The organism is Streptococcus sp. LMAG:39, assembly GCF_008680485.1.
Taxonomy (GTDB): Bacteria; Bacillota; Bacilli; order Lactobacillales; family Streptococcaceae; genus Streptococcus; species Streptococcus pasteurianus.
Window position 1 is genome coordinate 823780 of record NZ_NALE01000001.1, and the last position, 18245, is coordinate 842024.

At 37.9% G+C, this 18245-nt stretch carries 16 protein-coding genes; 2 read left to right on the top strand and 14 right to left on the bottom strand.

The window, feature by feature from the left end; translation table 11 throughout:
- Positions 1-32 precede the first annotated feature (32 nt).
- From CCC20_RS04020 to CCC20_RS04035, 4 genes are all read right to left on the bottom strand, one after another.
- Positions 33-581, bottom strand: coding sequence for a cysteine hydrolase family protein (locus CCC20_RS04020; protein ID WP_013852207.1), 549 nt, complete (start codon positions 579-581; stop codon positions 33-35).
- Positions 581-1366, bottom strand: coding sequence for a GTP-sensing pleiotropic transcriptional regulator CodY (codY, locus tag CCC20_RS04025; RefSeq protein WP_003066268.1), 786 nt, complete (start codon positions 1364-1366; stop codon positions 581-583). The genes CCC20_RS04020 and codY overlap by 1 nt, the downstream gene beginning before the upstream one ends.
- Positions 1367-1579: 213 nt before the next feature.
- The gene (locus CCC20_RS04030; RefSeq protein WP_003066271.1) at positions 1580-2794 is read right to left on the bottom strand and encodes a pyridoxal phosphate-dependent aminotransferase; all 1215 of its coding nucleotides are present in this window, start codon (positions 2792-2794) and stop codon (positions 1580-1582) included.
- 36 nt (positions 2795-2830) lie between these two features.
- Positions 2831-4597, bottom strand: coding sequence for a glycerophosphoryl diester phosphodiesterase membrane domain-containing protein (locus CCC20_RS04035; RefSeq protein ID WP_287179292.1), 1767 nt, complete (start codon positions 4595-4597; stop codon positions 2831-2833).
- Positions 4598-4920: 323 nt separating this feature from the next.
- On the opposite strand from CCC20_RS04035, the gene CCC20_RS04040 reads away from it, so the two are divergent.
- A complete protein-coding gene (locus CCC20_RS04040) occupies positions 4921-5373 on the top strand; it encodes a universal stress protein (protein ID WP_013852209.1) in 453 nt (150 codons plus the stop codon).
- 77 nt (positions 5374-5450) lie between these two features.
- On the opposite strand, the gene CCC20_RS04045 is transcribed toward CCC20_RS04040, so the two are convergent.
- Complete coding sequence (locus tag CCC20_RS04045) at positions 5451-6854, bottom strand: HAD-IIB family hydrolase (RefSeq protein ID WP_013852210.1); 1404 nt, start codon at positions 6852-6854, stop codon at positions 5451-5453.
- 70 nt (positions 6855-6924) lie between these two features.
- On the opposite strand from CCC20_RS04045, the gene CCC20_RS04050 reads away from it, so the two are divergent.
- The gene (locus tag CCC20_RS04050; protein ID WP_003066282.1) at positions 6925-7887 is read left to right on the top strand and encodes an asparaginase; all 963 of its coding nucleotides are present in this window, start codon (positions 6925-6927) and stop codon (positions 7885-7887) included.
- A gap of 64 nt (positions 7888-7951) precedes the next feature.
- On the opposite strand, the gene CCC20_RS04055 is transcribed toward CCC20_RS04050, so the two are convergent.
- The 9 genes from CCC20_RS04055 to secA form a co-directional block, all read right to left on the bottom strand.
- Positions 7952-8155: a helix-turn-helix domain-containing protein gene (locus CCC20_RS04055; RefSeq protein ID WP_013852211.1), complete on the bottom strand. Its 204-nt coding sequence runs from the start codon at positions 8153-8155 to the stop codon at positions 7952-7954.
- Between the two features lie 12 nt (positions 8156-8167).
- The gene (locus tag CCC20_RS04060) at positions 8168-8671 is read right to left on the bottom strand and encodes a DUF2975 domain-containing protein (RefSeq protein ID WP_013852212.1); all 504 of its coding nucleotides are present in this window, start codon (positions 8669-8671) and stop codon (positions 8168-8170) included.
- 27 nt (positions 8672-8698) lie between these two features.
- Positions 8699-9049 carry a hypothetical protein gene (locus CCC20_RS04065; RefSeq protein ID WP_013852213.1) on the bottom strand — a complete coding sequence of 117 codons (351 nt, stop codon included), beginning with the start codon at positions 9047-9049 and terminating at the stop codon, positions 8699-8701.
- Between the two features lie 490 nt (positions 9050-9539).
- Positions 9540-11555, bottom strand: coding sequence for an ATP-dependent DNA helicase RecG (recG, locus tag CCC20_RS04070; protein WP_013852214.1), 2016 nt, complete (start codon positions 11553-11555; stop codon positions 9540-9542).
- Positions 11556-11641: 86 nt separating this feature from the next.
- Positions 11642-12748, bottom strand: coding sequence for an alanine racemase (gene alr / locus CCC20_RS04075; RefSeq protein WP_003066300.1), 1107 nt, complete (start codon positions 12746-12748; stop codon positions 11642-11644).
- Positions 12749-12804: 56 nt separating this feature from the next.
- Entirely contained in the window at positions 12805-13164 is a 360-nt protein-coding gene (gene acpS, locus CCC20_RS04080) for a holo-ACP synthase (protein WP_013852215.1), read from the bottom strand.
- 121 nt (positions 13165-13285) lie between these two features.
- On the bottom strand, positions 13286-14341 hold the full coding sequence (locus CCC20_RS04085) for a 3-deoxy-7-phosphoheptulonate synthase (protein ID WP_013852216.1): 1056 nt from the start codon (positions 14339-14341) through the stop codon (positions 13286-13288).
- A 3-nt stretch (positions 14342-14344) separates the two neighbouring features.
- Complete coding sequence (locus CCC20_RS04090) at positions 14345-15376, bottom strand: 3-deoxy-7-phosphoheptulonate synthase (protein ID WP_003066311.1); 1032 nt, start codon at positions 15374-15376, stop codon at positions 14345-14347.
- A 96-nt stretch (positions 15377-15472) separates the two neighbouring features.
- Positions 15473-18001, bottom strand: coding sequence for a preprotein translocase subunit SecA (secA, locus tag CCC20_RS04095; protein ID WP_013852217.1), 2529 nt, complete (start codon positions 17999-18001; stop codon positions 15473-15475).
- Positions 18002-18245 lie beyond the last annotated feature (244 nt).

Below are 18245 nucleotides of genomic sequence, written 5' to 3' on the forward strand. Positions count from 1 at the left end.
AAAAAGAAGTAGTCTCCCACTTCTTCCAACTTTTAAACAATCTTTGCACCTAAGACATTTTTAAAATGATTTAGTGCAAACTGATGATTTTCCTCTGTTAAGCTCGCGACTGCTTCCGCCGGAATCTCAATGTCATATCCTAAATTGTAAGCGTCGATAGCTGTATGAAAAACACAAATATCCGTCAAAACACCTGTCAATACAACAGTTGTCACACGACGTTCGCGCAATCGAATATCCAAATCCGTCCCTGAAAAGGCTGAATAATGACGTTTATCCAACCAAAAAACTTTGCTATCTTCCTTGATTTCTGCATATAAATCAGCTAACTGACCATATAAATCACGACCGCTTGTTCCCTTGATATTATGAGGTGGGAACAATTTTGTCTCTGGATGAAAATCATCACCCTCATCATGACCATCAATGGCAAAGAAGATATAATTCCCCGCTTCATAGGCTTCTTTGGTGACACGCGTAATAGCTTCTTCAATAGCTTGTGCTGGCTTTCCAGCCGTTAACTTGCCATCATTTGCTACAAAATCATAGGTATAGTCAATTGAAATAAGAGCTTTTTTCATTAATTATATTCCTTTAATTTATCGAAGATACCTTCATTGATGACTTTAAGGTAAGTTCCTTTCATCCCCAATGAACGGCTTTCGATAATCCCTGCAGATTCCAATTTACGTAGGGCATTGACAATAACTGAACGTGTAATACCAATGCGGTCAGCAATAACTGATGCAGTTAAGCGACCTTCTGTACCGTCTAATTCACCCAAAATAGCTGATACAGCTTTCATTTCTGAGTAAGATAGCGTGTTAATAGCCATATTAACAGCTGTTTGTTTACGAATGGTTTCTTCAAGATTTTCAGTTTGAAGATTAAGTAATTGGATACCAACTACTGTTGAGGCAATTTCAACAAGAATCAAATCATCTTCTAAAAATTCTTTATCATTACGCCAAATGATAAGAGAACCTAGACGCATACCGCCACCATAGATTGGTGCAATAGTTGTCAAGCCATCAGGATAGATGTCTTTTGATTCTACTGGGAAAATAGTCAATTCATTATCCACAGACAAATTTGCCTCTGTGTCGTAAACACGACTAGCCGCTTTAACATAGCTTTCTGGGAATTGTTTGGCATCAAAGAATTCCTCTACGCGGTCAGTATTTGTTTTATACTTCATTGCATAACCAAGAAGGTTACCCCCTCCATTAATGATGCAAGCATTACAATCAATGATATCAGCTAATTGAGCAGCCATTGTATTATATGGCAATTCAGTGTCTAAGCTGTCAACGGAGCGTTGCAAAATTGATGTAATCTTTCGTGTTTTTTCTAATAAATTCGGCATTTTCTACTTCCTTTGCGTTATTTGCGTTACAATTATATCAAAGGAATTCTTATTTTGCAAACAATTATCTGAAAATTCCTTTATCTTCTGACATTTTTTGTAAACGCATTCTTTTTAGGCGGATTTTAATTAAAAAAAGCATTAAAACGTTCGGGTTTTAAAGTTGATTTTTCAATCAAACTGTAAACTTCCAACATTTTAATAGCTTTTTCCTTAGCGTCGATATTGATTTAATACTCTTGTTAACTTTTCTTGAACTTCTGCCAATTCTTCCACGCGTGGTAGATAAACGATACGGAAGTGGTCCGGTTCATTCCAGTTGAATCCTTTACCAGGAACCAACATAACTTTTTCTTGTTTCAATAATTCCAAACAGAATTGTTCGTCATCATCAATCTGATACATGTCACGGTCAATTTTAGGGAAAATGTAAAGTCCTGCATCTGGTTTTACAGCTGAAAGCCCTGGAACTTCATTAACAGCTTTGTAGATAAAGTTACGTTGTTCATAGATTCGACCACCAGGAATCAACAATTCATCAACTGATTGGTAGCCACCAAGTGATGTTTGAACAACATGTTGACCTAAAACATTAGCGCAAAGACGCATATTTGCCAACATATTAAGCCCTTCAATGTAGCCTTTAACATTATTTTTAGGACCTGATAAGACCATCCAACCAACACGAAAACCACAGATTCGGTGAGATTTTGATAAACCATTCATTGACACACAGAAAACATCTGGTGCTAAGCTAGCAATTGCTGTGTGTTTTTTGCCATCCATTACCAAGCGATCATAGATTTCATCAGCAAAGATAATCAAATCATTTTGACGAGCAATTTCAACAATTTCTTTAAGAAGCTCATCAGGATACAAAGCTCCCGTTGGGTTATTAGGGTTAATCACAACAATCGCTTTTGTGTTAGAAGTGATTTTTGATTTGATATCATCAATATCAGGATACCAGTTAGCTTTTTCATCACAAAGATAATGAACAGCATTGCCTCCCGCCAAGCTAACACAAGCTGTCCACAATGGGTAATCAGGCATTGGTACTAAGACCTCATCCCCATCATCAAGAAGCGCCTGAAGAGATATTGAAATCAATTCAGATACACCATTTCCTAGATAAATATCATCAATATCCACATGTGGGAACCCTTTTAGCTGACAATATTGCATAATTGCCTTACGCGCAGAAAAAATCCCTTTACTATCTGAATAAGCTTCACTATTGCGAGCATTGGCAATCAAATCTCGAATGACTTCGTCTGGTGCTGTAAAGCCAAATTCAGCTGGGTTACCAGTATTAAGACGCAAGATTTTTTCACCATTAGCAATCATACGAGTGGCTTCGTCAAGAATTGGTCCACGGATGTCATAAGAAACGTGTTCTAGCTTTGAAGATTTATCAAATATTTTCATAGATTTTACCTCGTTTTAGATATTATAAACTTTCCCCTACAAATTTTCAATCCAAGAAAGGTTAGTTAGATGCAAAAAATAGTCAAGATAGCTATTATCGTTTGCTAAATATACTTCAATATCTCTCACCAAATCTGGATAATCGGTAATAATCCCGTCTGTACTGGTTTTGACGTATTTTTCAATATCATCAGTTGAATTAATCGTCCAGACGTAAATCTTCTTGCCATTTTTATGCGCTGTACGTGCTAAGAGCTCATTATATGAGAAGTCCTCAATCGCATAAAAATCCACTTTCTGGCTGGTGAAATTTCCAATTTGCAAAGAAATGGTATAACCTGTTTTGATTGCTGGGTCAAGTTTTTCAACCGTTTCAATTGTCTTTAGGTCCGCAGACATGGTCATATAAGATTTCTCAACACCCAGCTCTTTCATTTTATCAACAAACAATTGTTCATAATTTGCAGGTTCATTGCCTGTTGGTTTTAACTCGACTAACAATTTAATACCGAGTTGCTTTGCCTTAGCGACGTAATCCTCGAAAGAAATAATTTGCGATTGGTATCCATTTTGACTTGTTTTCAAACCAATGACGTCTTTAGCATTAGATTGTGAAATCGTGATATCCTTGCCCGTTAAGCGTTTAAGATTATCATCATGGCTAACGATAAATTGCTGGTCTTTTGATAAAATAATATCCATTTCAGCATAGTCAGCGCCAGCATTTGCCGCACCTTCCAAAGCCTCCAGAGAATTTTCAACCCCTTGCGAAACCATTCCCCTATGTGCAATCACTTCTAGGTGCTCTACAGGTTCGCCAGACACTTTCAAAACATTGTATATATAATTCATACCACCAATGACCAGAATTAGTCCAGCCAAAGCTAACAAACGATGTCGCCTATTTCCTTGATTAGCGGGTGCTAAAGTGCTACTGCTATTTTCTATCACTTGTAATAAGTAGGAAATCGATGCTAATTTGAACAGCAGTCGCCCTGCAAACAATACTCCCCAAACAAAGGATAGGAATAAAGTTTCAACCCAAAACGATTTATCTACACCATCAACCAAAGCCGCCAAACTGATGCCAAGGAAACTAAACACAGCAACAACAGCTATAACACTAATCAAAACAATAGCAAGCCCAAATAATTTAAAAATTTTCTTACCACGTGTTAGTTGCCAAGATGTTGCCATATGACGTCCAAAACGTTCACCTTTTCCAGTCACCGTCAAGGGCAAGGTGTATAAAAATCGAAGATTTAGGTAGCCTAAAAAAAGGTAAAGCCCATAATAGAGTAGTTTTCCATTTGCCGTTTTCGAAAGCTCACCTGAGATAAATTTCGGAATATAGAGATTTTCTAACAAAGCTGATGAAAACATCACATTCAAAAACGGAATCGTTAAGATAAGATAAACCAAAAAGGCTAAGAAGTGCCAGCCTGAAATGGCTTTAAAAAAGTAAATTGCATCTTCTTTTAACCGCATCCAAGTCAACCGTAATTTTGCTTCCTTATGCCGAACAATTTCAACGAGAAACGAAAATTCTAGGTAAACTAAAAAAGCTAGCAAAAAAAGATAAATCACCAAAACACTTAATGTTAATGGATTGGTTAAAAAAGAAAAGATATTGTCGGTTGTCATTCCTGGAATGTCAGAACCAACCAAAACAACCCTAATTAACAGTGACAAGACATAAGCCCCAACTGTCGTGATTAGGAGTTGTAAAATCGTTGCTCGTAAAATGTATGTGTATTTATGACGATACAAATCTTTTAAAACAGCTATCATATCTTTTCTCATTACTTTTTTCCTCACTTTTTCTATTATAGCAAAATATATTCAGAAAAATACTTCAAACGCTTTCATTTTTTACATAAAAAGAGTATAATAAGTTTAGGGATGTTTTAACAATAATTGTAAGCGTTTAACGCTACTTGTTCATCCCGCAATTAGCTTATTAAACTTATTGATATGGGCTGAAAGTTTGGAATGCGGGATGCTTTTACCTGATGTAATAGCACACGGATAACTAACCTTAGGTCACTAAAACCAAGATTTCTTATTAATCCTACATTTTCGGTCACTTTTACGCTCTTGCTAGCATAATTAAGGAGGAGGCAGTTATGTCACATCATTATGAACGAATCCTAATTGCGATTGATGGTTCTTATGAATCAGAGTTGGCTTTTGAAAAAGGGATAAACATTGCACTACGCAATAATGCTGAGTTGCTACTAACACACGTTATTGATACACGCGCACTTCAAAGCGTTGCTACTTTCGACACTTACATTTATGAAAAGCTCGAACAGGAAGCAAAAGATGTATTGAACAATTATGAGCAACAAGCACGCGAAAAAGGATTAACGAAAGTCAAACAAGTTATCGAATTTGGTAATCCTAAAACTCTCCTAGCACGAGATATTCCTGACAAAGAAAAAGTTGACTTGATTATGGTTGGGGCAACTGGTCTCAATACATTTGAACGACTTCTGATCGGGTCTTCATCAGAATATATCATGCGTCATGCAAAAGTCGATTTGCTAGTTGTTCGTGATAGCGAAAAGACTTTCTAAGTCTTGCGCCATATCGATACTCTTTAATAATAATTTTTAATCAATCTTCTATAATTACAAAAAAAAGCCAAGTTAGTTTAATGACTAGCTTGGCTTCTTTTTTTACGATTTAATGATTTTTGAATTTGACGGTCAAGTTCACGTTTGATAGCAGGTTCAGGCGCAAACCGTTCTTCCCAGTCATCCGGTTTCAAAATTTTATGTGTTACAGGGTCAAAATGCGCTTTTCCGTCAGGAAAGATTTTTCCCATATTGGCTTCATGAACCGTATCAAAAAACGGTTTTGGGTCAACTCCCATCAAAACAAATGAACCATAGGTCAAATATAACAAGTCCGTCAAAGCATCTACCTGACCAACCAGCGGTGTTTCTAGATGTTCTTTACTTCGTACTTTATTTACTGCCTTATCAATGGCAGCATGCAAATTTGATATTGATTGTTCAAACGTTTCTGGATTCCCCTTACTTGCCGCATGTAGAAATTCGACAATTTCTTCCACTTTAAAATCAGAACGATGTGTTGCCTCTTCACTGCCGTACAATCGTGGTGTTTCGCAAGTCTCACCGTCCATAAGATGATGAAAATCCTTAACTTTATTGAAATTCTCGTCTTGACTTTCAAAACTTTCTTCAACTTCAAAATGAATTAAGCCGTAATGAGCCAAAGCCTTTGAAATGCCATCATTGTTATTGCTGTCAGTTGTGTAGTGAGCGAGTTCTTTAACCGAACTTTTAGCATTTCCCATAGCCACACCAATACCGACACCTGATAACATCTCAATATCATTATCAGAATCACCAAATGCCATGACTTCAGCTAATTCAAAGCCAAACATCTCACCCACACGCTCAATCCCTTTTATCTTTGATTGTTCTTTTGAGATTAAGTCCGCAGAATAAGGGCTACTACGTGTGATTTTGATATAAGGAAAAGCTTCCTGAATCTTATCAGTCTCACCTTCAGTTGCAACAAGAACGATTTGGTAAATCGGCTGGCGCATAATGGTTAACAGATTGTTCAAATTTTGCGGTTTGAAACGACGAATCAAATACTTAAAGCTGCGCTCCACCGCTTTTGCCCAACGTTTTGGGACAATCGTGCTAACCACTTGTCCAAAACGGCTAGTTCCCATATCAATAATACGTGAACCAACTAAACCAGATGCCGTTCCCAGAGAAATTTCACGGCGCCTATCATTCGCATAACGAATAATACGATAAATGGTTGAAACAGGTAATTGATTATGATAAAGTACTTGGTCACGTGTAAAAATATATTGCCCATTATAGGTTACCGCAAAATCCAAGCCAAGATTTTCAAGATACGGTTGTACAAAACTTGGTCCGCGACCTGTCGCCAGACCAACAAAAATTCCTTGTTTTTTCAAACTTTTAATGGCTTTTTGTGTTGATTGTTGCACATTTTTTCGGTCATTTAAAAGAGTTCCATCAATATCAAAAAAGACTGCTTTTATCGCCAAATCGTTTCCTTGCCCTCCATCTTTATGTTAAAATAGATTATAACACATTTTTAAAGGAAGTTTTATAATAATGAAAAAAATCCTTGTTCTGCATACTGGTGGTACCATTTCTATGCATGCTGATGAAGCAGGTAATGTCTGCCCAGATACCGATAACCCAATGAATCATGTTGGGATTAATCTTGAAAACATTCAAGTGACGGCACTTGATTTTTTTAATGTTCCAAGCCCGCACATTACACCTAAACATATGCTAAAACTCTACCAAGAGATTAAGAAAAACGCTGATAACTATGACGGCATTGTCATCACTCATGGCACAGATACCCTAGAGGAAACGGCTTATTTTCTTGATACAATGGAAATTCCCAATATTCCTATTGTCCTAACGGGTGCTATGCGCTCATCAAACGAGCTTGGTAGTGACGGTGTTTATAATTATCTTAGTGCCCTTCGTGTGGCTAGTCATGACCAAGCTATCGGAAAAGGTGTTCTCGTTGTCATGAACGATGAAATTCACGCAGCCAAATACGTCACAAAAACGCATACTACTAACGTTTCAACCTTTCAAACACCAATTCACGGTCCACTTGGTCTGATTACAAAACATGACATTCTTTTCTTTAGAACGGCTGACCCACGTGTCCGTTTTGATTTGCAGGATATTTCAGGGACGGTTCCTATTGTAAAAGCTTACGCTGGTATGGGAGGAGACGGCATTATCAGTTTCCTAAATCCTAGCAATGTCTGTGGCGTTGTTGTCGAAGCCCTTGGCGCTGGAAATGTGCCACCACGCGCAGCTCAAGAAATCGTTGATTTAATCAAACAAGGGGTACCTGTTGTTCTCGTTTCACGTTGTTTCAACGGTATTGCCGAACCTGTTTATGCTTATGAAGGTGGCGGTGTCCAACTCGCCAAGGCTGGTGTCATGTTTGTCAAAGAACTCAACGCCCAAAAAGCACGCTTGAAATTGCTCATTGCCTTAAACGCTGGCTTAAAAGGACAAGCCCTCAAAGAATACATTGAAGGTTAATTAATACAAAAAAATCTGAAACATTGATTCTGTCAAACTGACAGACAGTGTCTCAGATTTTTTATTAATCAGAAATATATTCCAAGATATCCCCAGGCTGGCAACCCAATTCACGGCAAATGGCATTTAAAGTCGTTAACCGAACAGCTTTAGCCTTTCCTGTTTTAAGAATAGAGAGATTAGCATTCGTAATCCCAATACGTTCCGCCAATTCCCCAGATTTCATTTTCCGCTTTGCCAGCTCAACATCAAGATTAATTCGAATCATATGTTCCCTCCTTTAAATCGTAAATTCGTTTTCCTCAGCGATAATAATTGCCTCTTTTAAAATCATTGAGAATACCCATACCACAAAAGCAGCCACCAAGTATGCTACATTAACAAGGTTAAGCACCTCCGAACCAGAACATAAACTTTGGAACCAGCTATCCAAAAATGCCAAAGCGATAAAATTATATTCAACATAACGCGCTAGTTTAACATTGTCTTGAGTAAAAATGCGATTATCAATAATATTTTGAAAGAACATTTTAACCCAAACAAGCAAAGCAATCCAAAGAACAGAAACAATAACGGTTAATCCAATAAAAGCTGGCGAATGTAACAGTTTTTCTGGAATGTTAATATCAAATACGATGCCATTGCCTACTTGATTAGTCAAAGCTAAATGTGATTGAGTCACCGAAAGTCCAATAGCGATTATCGTTGATATGACAATAACAGCAATCACAATATTGATAAAAATATTAGCAATTTTCAAGGCTTTATAGTTTGTTTTTTTCATGATATTCTCCTTAAATCGTATCCTTTTTTATTGAGCTAAGCGACGTGTGCAGAAGTATTTAACTGCCAAAGTCGCTAAATCTGTTTTGTCAGCTAAAACTTCCTTAATAGTGAATTCTGAAATAAATGCTTTTAATTGCGCAAGACCATAGATAATAACACTGTTTGTTAGAATGGTTAAAGCAGTCAACAACCATGTCTTTGTTTCCTTACCGATTGACCAATCAATGACACCATAGTGACCAACGTGGACAGTATCATAACCGTAAATATGTGAAACCAAATCAGCAATAATAGTTAAAGCTAGAACGATAGTTGTAAGATTGATAGCGACTTTAGCGACTGTTTTGGTAAGGTTTCCGATAGTTTTTGTATTCATGATAAATCTCCTAAAAATTGTTTTCTTGAATTTATTGTGAGCTCAGTTTTTAAATCCGTTTTACAATATGTAATTATTCTTTTTCGAAAATATTTTATTGTTTTTCGATATATTTGGTATATCACATTTTTTATGTTTCACAATACTTTTTTATTGATTTTCAATGTTTTTTGCAGCATTTTGCTGTTTTTGAGCTAAAAATTAACTTTAAAAGCACCCAAAAAGCCCAGCCATTATCAGCTGAGCTCGATATTTTCTATGGTCTTATGTATCTTATCATGGGATTTTACCCTACTGCCATAGCGATTTATCAAAAAAGAGTACTCTTTTTTCAGCTTACTTTCCGTAAGCTGGTTTCACATGAATTTTTTTGGCAAAATACTTTTTGTAGGTTACTTTTACTGTCATAAGCTTTACCTCTCGTTTCATTTGATAGGGTCATTATAAGGAGCAAAGCTTAACCTATCCTTGCAGAAAACTTTCATAAACCTTAATCGAAAGTTCCTTTGTCTTTGAGATTTTGGCTAACAATTTGCCATTGTGGATTGTTTTGCCAATCTTTTTCGGAAACGATCTGACTTGCAACGCGTCTAGCTTCCTCGAGAATATTGTAATCTTCGACAATATCTGCCACTTGGAATTCTGGAATTCCTGATTGGCGTGTGCCGAAAATCTCACCTGAACCACGCATTTTAAGGTCGGCTTCTGCTAAAACAAAACCATCCGTTGTTTCTGTCATGATTTTCATGCGCTCTTTTCCTGTTTGTGTTTTGGGATTGGCGACTAAAATAGCATAAGATTGTTTATCTCCACGCCCAACTCGTCCACGAAGCTGATGCAACTGGCTAAGCCCAAATCGGTCAGCATCCATAATAATCATAATGGTCGCATTTGAGACATTAACACCAACTTCAATGACGGTTGTCGATACCAAAACCTGACTTTTTTGTGCCTTGAAATCTTGCATGATAGCTTCTTTTTCGTCATTTTTCATGCGACCATGCATGAGCGCTACGGTTGCACTATCCGCAAAATAGGCTGACAATTCCTCGTGCAAGGCAACAGCATTTTTCAAATCAAGTGATTCAGATTCTTCAATTAAAGGTGAAATCACATAGGCTTGTGCCCCTTTTTGCAATTCTTTTTTGACCCAATCAAGCACAACTTCCAACTGTTCATGTTTAACCCAACGCGTGATAATCGGTTTGCGTCCTGCAGGCAATTCATCAATAATCGAAACGTCCATTTCACCAAATGCCGTAATAGCAAGTGTCCGTGGAATTGGTGTTGCAGTCATCATGAGCACATCTGGATTTTCGCCCTTTTCACGGAAAACACGACGTTGATTGACACCAAAACGGTGTTGTTCATCAGTAATGACAAGCCCCAAGCGGTGGTAAGTTACCGCATCTTGAATCAGCGCATGCGTACCAACAATCATATCTACCGAACCATCCGCAATCGCCGAAAGTGCCGCTTGTTTGGCTGCTGTTTTCATCCCTGATGTTAAAATTGCAATGGACAAATCTGGAAAAAGCTGGGTCAAACTTTCAAAATGCTGCTCCGCCAAAATTTCCGTTGGCACCATCAAAGCTGATTGAAAACCTGCCGTATAAGTAGCATACATGGCAAGACTAGCCACAACCGTCTTACCAGAACCAACGTCCCCTTGCAAGAGACGATTCATATGACCACCAGAACGCATATCCGCCAAAATATCATCAAGACTGCGCCTTTGCCCACCCGTCAAGGTAAATGGCAGAGCTGCAATCTTATCAGCAACTTTTTGCTCATCATAAGCAATCGCCAAACCATTAGCTTCTGATTTATTATCTGCCTTTAAAACTTGCAAATTCATTTGGAAATAGAACAGTTCTTCAAATTTTATCCGACGAAGTGCTTGTTTATACTCTGCTAAATCTTTCGGAAAGTGCATAGCAGCCGTTGCTTGAGCACGCCCTAACAAACGATACTTGTCCAAAAGCACCTGCGGTAAATTTTCAGGCAACCAATTCTGAGCACCAATTTCAAAAGCTGATTTGATAGCTTTGACTAGTGCATTTTGTGAAATACCTTGAGCAACACGGTAAACTGGCTGCATATCATCTTCAACTTGCGCTAAAATTTTCATACCAGTCACCGCTGATTTTAGGGCATCCCATTTTCCAAAAATCGCGATATCGCTGCCAAGCTCGACTTTATCTGCTAAATAAGGCTGGTTAAAAAAAGAAATCGCAATAACCGCTTCGCCCTGCTTGATTTTAAACGACAAACGATTACGCTTATAACCATAATATTGCACATTTGCAGGTGTCACAACCGTTCCCGTAATGACAGCTTTTTCCCCATCAGCAAGCTCTGAAACACGCTTGCTCTTAAAATCTTCATATCGAAAAGGATAGTACAGCAGTAAATCTTCAATGGTATAAATATCTAACTTATAAAATTTTTCCGCCGACTTAGCCCCTATTCCTTTTAATTCCACAATTGATGATTGTAAATTCATATGACCTCACTTTGCTACTATTATAACAAAAAATAGATTCTAAATCGCCGCAAGTTTCTTACAGCAAGATAGAATCTTTTTATCATTTATTTTGAATAAACACGTGGAATACGGTCACTCAATAGACAAAGAACTTCGTAATTAATTGTGCCACGTTTTTGAGCCAAATCTGTCGCTGAAATAACCTTGTCGCTCTCTTGACCAATCAAAGTAACTTTCGTTCCGATTGGAAGTTTTTCTGGCAAGCGAATGGTAATTTGATCCATTGACACGCGTCCAACAATTTCACAAAATTCGCCATTCACAAGCACTGAGAAACCTTGTAAATCACGTGTCCAACCGTCTGCGTAACCGATTGGAACAGTCGCGATATATTCCTCTTTTTGAGCAGTATAGGTAGCACCGTAGCCAACCGTTGCCCCAGCAGGAATCGTCTTAACATGAACCAATGATGATTCCAAGCTAAGCGCTGGCTTTAGCGGATAAGGCAAGTCAAGCTCTGTTCCACTTGGATTCAATCCATACATGACAATCCCAAGTCGAACAAGGTTAAAAATGGTTTCACTATGCCAAATACTTGTTGCTGAATTACTGGCATGGACAATGGCAGGCTTGTCACTTAAATTGTCAACCAAATTCGTAAAGAATTCCAACTGTTCATTGAATTTCGTATCGTCAGCTTCGTCTGCTGTTGCAAAATGCGTAAAGATACCTGCAACGTTAGCGCCAGCTTTTTTCAAATTCGCAATCACATTTTCTGCTTCATCAAGACTGCGCACACCGATTCGCCCCATACCAGAATCCACTTTCAAGTGAACGTCCAAACCAGCTAAACTAATACCTTGTTCATTTGCCAAATCAAGCCATTCTTGACTAGCAACCGTCAAAGTAACATGGTAATCACGCGCCAAAGCCACCTCATCAGGCATAATAACACCTAAAATAAGGATTGTTTCCTCAATACCTGCTTCACGTAATTCCAAAGCTTCATCAATATTTGACACACAGAATCCATCCACAAGATGATGAATAGCGTGCGCTACATTTGTGGCACCATGCCCATAAGCATTAGCTTTAACAACTGCAAAAGCTTTTTTATCTTGTGGTATATTGGCTTTAACCGCATCAATATTTTGACAAATGACATCTAAATCAATGACTGCCTTTGTTGGTCTGTGTAAACTTGAAATCATTTTATCTCCTCCAAAGCTAGAAAATTTTTTGAATGTTTTTGTTTCAATTTCATTGTTCAGGTATTATCTTCCAAAATAACACTGGCTTGAACAAGGTTTCCTGTATGAGAAAGTGAAATAAAGCACTTCCCTGAGAAAGGTGACTGGGTAATCACAGGCGCACCTAATTGGTTATTTAAAATTTCAATATCCTTAAAACCAAGTGTTCCAATTCCAGTCCCCATTGCCTTTGCAAAAGCTTCTTTTGCCGCCCAGCGTCCCGCCAAAAACTCCATCTGCCGTTTCGTACTTTTTTGCTCTGAAAAGCATTGGAACTCTTTGTCTGTCAACACTCGCTTAGCAAATCTGTTATTTTTCTCATAGGCTCGCTTGATTGCATCAATTTCCTGCAAATCAATGCCGTGACCAATAATCATACGTCTCCTTTATGAAAAACGATTTTTTTACCAATTCAAACGTTTTATCTGCTTAATCACTTAATGATTTCCAAAACTAAGGAGCTGAGAAAATTCCCCAGCCCCATAGGTTATTCAATTATTAGAATAGCAATTCTTCAAACGAATCACGACTTAGTGTGGCATGAATTTCACGAATAAGTTGTTCTGTTTTTTCCCAGCCAAGGCATGGATCTGTAATAGATTTACCAAATACTTCTGGTGCGTCTTGACGACCATCTTCTAAGTAAGATTCAATCATGAAACCACGAACGTACTTATTGATCTTAACATTCCAATCACGATTAATCAATGTTTGACGAACGATACGAATTTGTTCAAGATAATTTTTCCCTGAATTATCATGATTTGTATCAACAACAATAAATGGATTTTCTAAGCTCATTTTCTCATAAAGATCAATAGCTTTCAACAAATCATCATAATAATAATTCGGTTCATTTTCGCCGTGTTCATTCGTTGCTCCACGAAGAATCGCGTGTGCCAATGGATTTCCGTCAGTATCAACTTCAGCGCTGTGATAAATAAAGTTTTGTTTATTTTGTGCGGCATAGATACCGTTAAACATAACGTTCAAGTTACCTGAAGTCGGATTTTTCATACCTGTCGGAACATCAATACCTGATGCCACAAAACGATGTTCTTGATCCTCAACAGAACGTGCACCAATAGCATGATAAGAAACCAAATCATCTACCAATGGAAGATTTGCTGGGTAAAGCATCTCATCCGCTGTTGTTAAGCCAGTTTCCGTGATAACACGATAATGAAGATGACGAACCGCAGCAATACCATTGATAAGGTCAGGCAATTTTGAGGTATCAGGTTGATGCATCAATCCTTTGTAACCATCACCATTTGTACGTGGTTTTGCTGTATAAACACGCATAACGATAAAGATTTTGTCTTTAACTTCCTCTTGAAGTTTCGCTAAGCGGTTAGCGTATTCAAGAACAGCCTCTTCATTATCAGATGAACAAGGACCGATAACCAAAAGGATACGATTGTCCTCACCTGTGATGATTTTTGCCAATTCTGCATCACGCGCAGCTTTCTTAGCAAGAAAATCACCTTCTAATTTTGAAAGTTCTTTTACTTGTGCAATATCAATTTTTGCACTTTTTTGATGTATTCCCATATATTATTTACCTAATGTGTCATAAATTTCGTGAACAAGTTGTGCTGTATTTTCCCAACCAAGACATGGGTCTGTGATAGATTTACCAAATACTTCTGGCGAATCTTGACGACCGTCTTCTAAGTAAGATTCGATCATGAAACCACGAACATATTTGTTAATTTTTTCATTCCAATCGCGGTTAATCAATGTTTGGCGGACGATACGAACTTGTTCTAAATATTGTTTACCTGAATTATCATGATTTGTATCAATAACGATAAAAGGATTTTCTAAGCCCATGTTTTCATATTGCTCAATCGTATCGATAACATTGTCATAATAATAATTTGGTACATTTTTACCATACTCATTAGTTGCACCACGAAGGATTACGTGCGCTAATGGGTTACCTGATGTTTCAACTTCTTCGCCATTAAATAGGAAAGATTGCTTGTTTTGTGCAGCATAGATACCATTGAACATAACATTCAAATTACCTGATGTTGGGTTTTTCATTCCTGTTGGAACGCTGATGCCTGATGCTACAAAACGGTGCTGTTGATCCTCAACAGAACGCGCGCCAATAGCAATATAAGAAACTAAGTCATCAACCAACGGAAGATTTTCAGGATAAAGCATTTCATCCGCTGTTGTCAATCCTGTTTCTGAAATAACACGATAATGAAGGTTACGTACAGCTTTGATACCATTAATCAAGCTTGGTGCTTCTGACGTATCAGGTTGGTGCATCAAGCCTTTGTAGCCATCACCATTTGTACGCGGTTTTGCTGTATAGACACGCATAACCATAAAGACACGATCTTTAACTTCTTCTTGAAGTTTCGCCAAACGGTGTGCATATTCAAGAACAGCCTCTTCATTATCAGATGAGCAAGGACCGATGACCAAAAGAACACGGTCATCTTCACCTTTAATAATAGCTTCTAGCTCACGATCCCGTGCTTCTTTTTTAACTAAAACGTCACCTGTTAAGGCAGATTCTTCCTTGAGAGAATCGAAATTAATCTTTTTACTTGTTGCTTTAAATGACATGAATTTTCCTCTCCTGAATAGAAACTTTAGATTTTTTCTATTATACCATTTTCAGGTGGGTTTTCAATTGATTTTTCAGAATTTTCTATCGACTTTTTAAAATTGTTTACGACCGTGGCAATTTTTGAATTTTTTACCAGAACCGCAAGGACACAAGTCATTGCGTTTAACTTTAGAAAAATCAATATCGCTATCAGCTTGAGCACGAACAGTTTGCGCCGCAATATTCTTTTCTGCCATTGTTGTTGCACGTTGTGATGAATGTTCACGTTCTTTTTGGTGAATTTGAGCTTTCATCATGGTACGTGTGACATCAAATTCAATCGCTCCAATCATTGATTGGAACATACGGAAACCTTCAGCTTGGTATTCAACAACAGGGTTATTTTGGGCATAACCACGCAAACCGACTGATTGACGCAATTGATCTAGAGCATCGATATGATCAGTCCATTTATTATCAACAACCATCAAAATCAAAACTTTTTGGAATTCGATAACAGCTTCTTGGTTTTGTAATTTAGCAATTTGTGTATCGTAAACTTTCAAAGCACGTTCATACAAATTTTCTTTGATTGCCTCAAAGTCCAAACCTTCTAAATCAGATAAGCTGATTGAATCTTCAGCAACCAGATTCACTTTGGCAAAGTTCAAGATTGCTCGGATACCTTCTTCGCGGTCTGCACGACTGTGAGCATCAACGGCACGATTGATTGTGCGTTTAATCATAGCTTTGATTTCAGGAGCTAAGTCGCGGTCTGCTGTGATAACATCACGACGTTCTTCATAAATAATTTCACGTTGTTCACGCATCACGTCATCATATTGCAAGACTTGTTTACGAGTATCGTAGTTATTACCTTCAACACGTTTTTGAGCTGATTCAACTTGGCGTGTCAACATTTTAGATTTGATGACTGCTTCTTCTTCCTCAAGATTCATGCGGTCAAGGAAAGCCTTGATGCGGTCTGAACCAAAACGACGCATCAAGTCATCTTCAAGTGAAAGGTAAAATTGTGATTCACCTGGGTCACCTTGACGACCTGAACGACCACGAAGTTGATTATCAATACGACGGCTTTCATGACGTTCTGTACCAATGACACAAAGCCCACCAAGTTCACGAACACCTTCACCAAGTTTAATATCGGTACCACGACCAGCCATATTTGTCGCAATTGTAACAGCGCCACGTTGACCAGCATTCATGATAATTTGTGCTTCTTTGAAGTGGTTTTTCGCATTCAAAACTTCGTGTGGCACACCAGCTTCAACTAATTTCTTAGAAATAAGGTCTGATGTTTCCACCGCAACAGTACCAACCAAGACCGGTTGACCTTTTTCATGACGAGCCTTGACATCCGCAACAACAGCTCTAAATTTAGAGTCAAGTGTTGGATATAGAAGGTCTGAATGGTCAATACGTGCCACAGGTTTGTTAGTTGGGATTGGAATGACACGCATATTGTAAACTTCGCGGAATTCTTCCTCTTCTGTTTTTGCAGTACCTGTCATACCAGCCAATTTTTTGTACATACGGAACATGTTTTGGTAAGTAATTGAAGCACTTGTTTTAGATTCTTCTTGGATAGCCACGCCCTCTTTGGCTTCAATAGCTTGGTGCAAACCATCAGAGAAACGGCGTCCTTCCATTGTACGACCTGTAAATTGGTCAACAATCAAGATTTCTCCCATTTGACTAACCACATAATCAATATCTAAAAGCATGATGTAATTAGCACGAAGAGCATTATCAATGTAGTGCGTTAGAGCAACATTTTCTAAATCATAAAGATTTTCCAAGTGGAAGTATTCTTCTGCTTTATCAATACCATAATCAGTCAAACCGATTGTTTTTGTAGGTACATCAATAGCGTAATCAACACTTGTCAATGTTTTTACAAAGCGATCCGCACGAATATAAAGTTGGCTTGTTTCTGAACTTACTTGACCTGAAACAATCAATGGCGTTCTTGCTTCATCAATCAAAACAGAGTCAACTTCATCGACCAATGCGAAGTTTAATGGACGTTGTACCATATCTTCTTGACGAACAACCATGTTGTCACGAAGATAGTCAAAACCAACTTCTGAGTTTGTTGAATAGGTCACGTCACAATTGTATGCTTCACGTTTTTCATATGGTGATTTAGCAGCCAAGTTAATACCAACAGATAATCCAAGCCAGCTGTAAACTTCACCCATTTCAGTAGCGTCACGTGTTGCGAGGTATTCGTTAACTGTGATAACGTGTACTCCTTCGCCAGCAAGGGCATTAAGGTAAACAGGCATTGTCGCTGTCAATGTTTTACCTTCACCAGTACGCATTTCAGGAACGTCACCATTGTGCATAACAATACCACCCATGATTTGAACACGATATGGATAAAGTCCTAATACACGTTTTGCTGCTTCGCGGACAACTGCGAAAGCTTCCGGTAATAATTGATCTAATGTTTCACCATTTTGATATCTTTGTTTAAATTCTGGTGTTTTTGCTTGCAATTCTTCATCAGACAAAGCTGCCATAGCATCAGCATATGACTCAACTTTCTTTGCAGTTTTTTCTAATTTTCTTAATTCACCTTTATCGTTTTCGATAACAGTCCGTAGAATATTTGCCATCCCAATTCCTTTCGATAAACTTATCATCACATTCTAACACAAAAAGCGCTTGAATTCAAGAATTCACCGTTGAAGCAATGAGCTCACAGGCTCAAAATCAGTAAAAATTCTTTTTTTGATACTCTCCTTATAAGTAATGCAGACGGCATGTCCAACAGTCCAATGGACTGTTGGACATAACTAGGTTTGTCTCAAAACTTCCGTGTGGCTGAATTAAGCAGTATTCAGCCACTTTCACTACAAC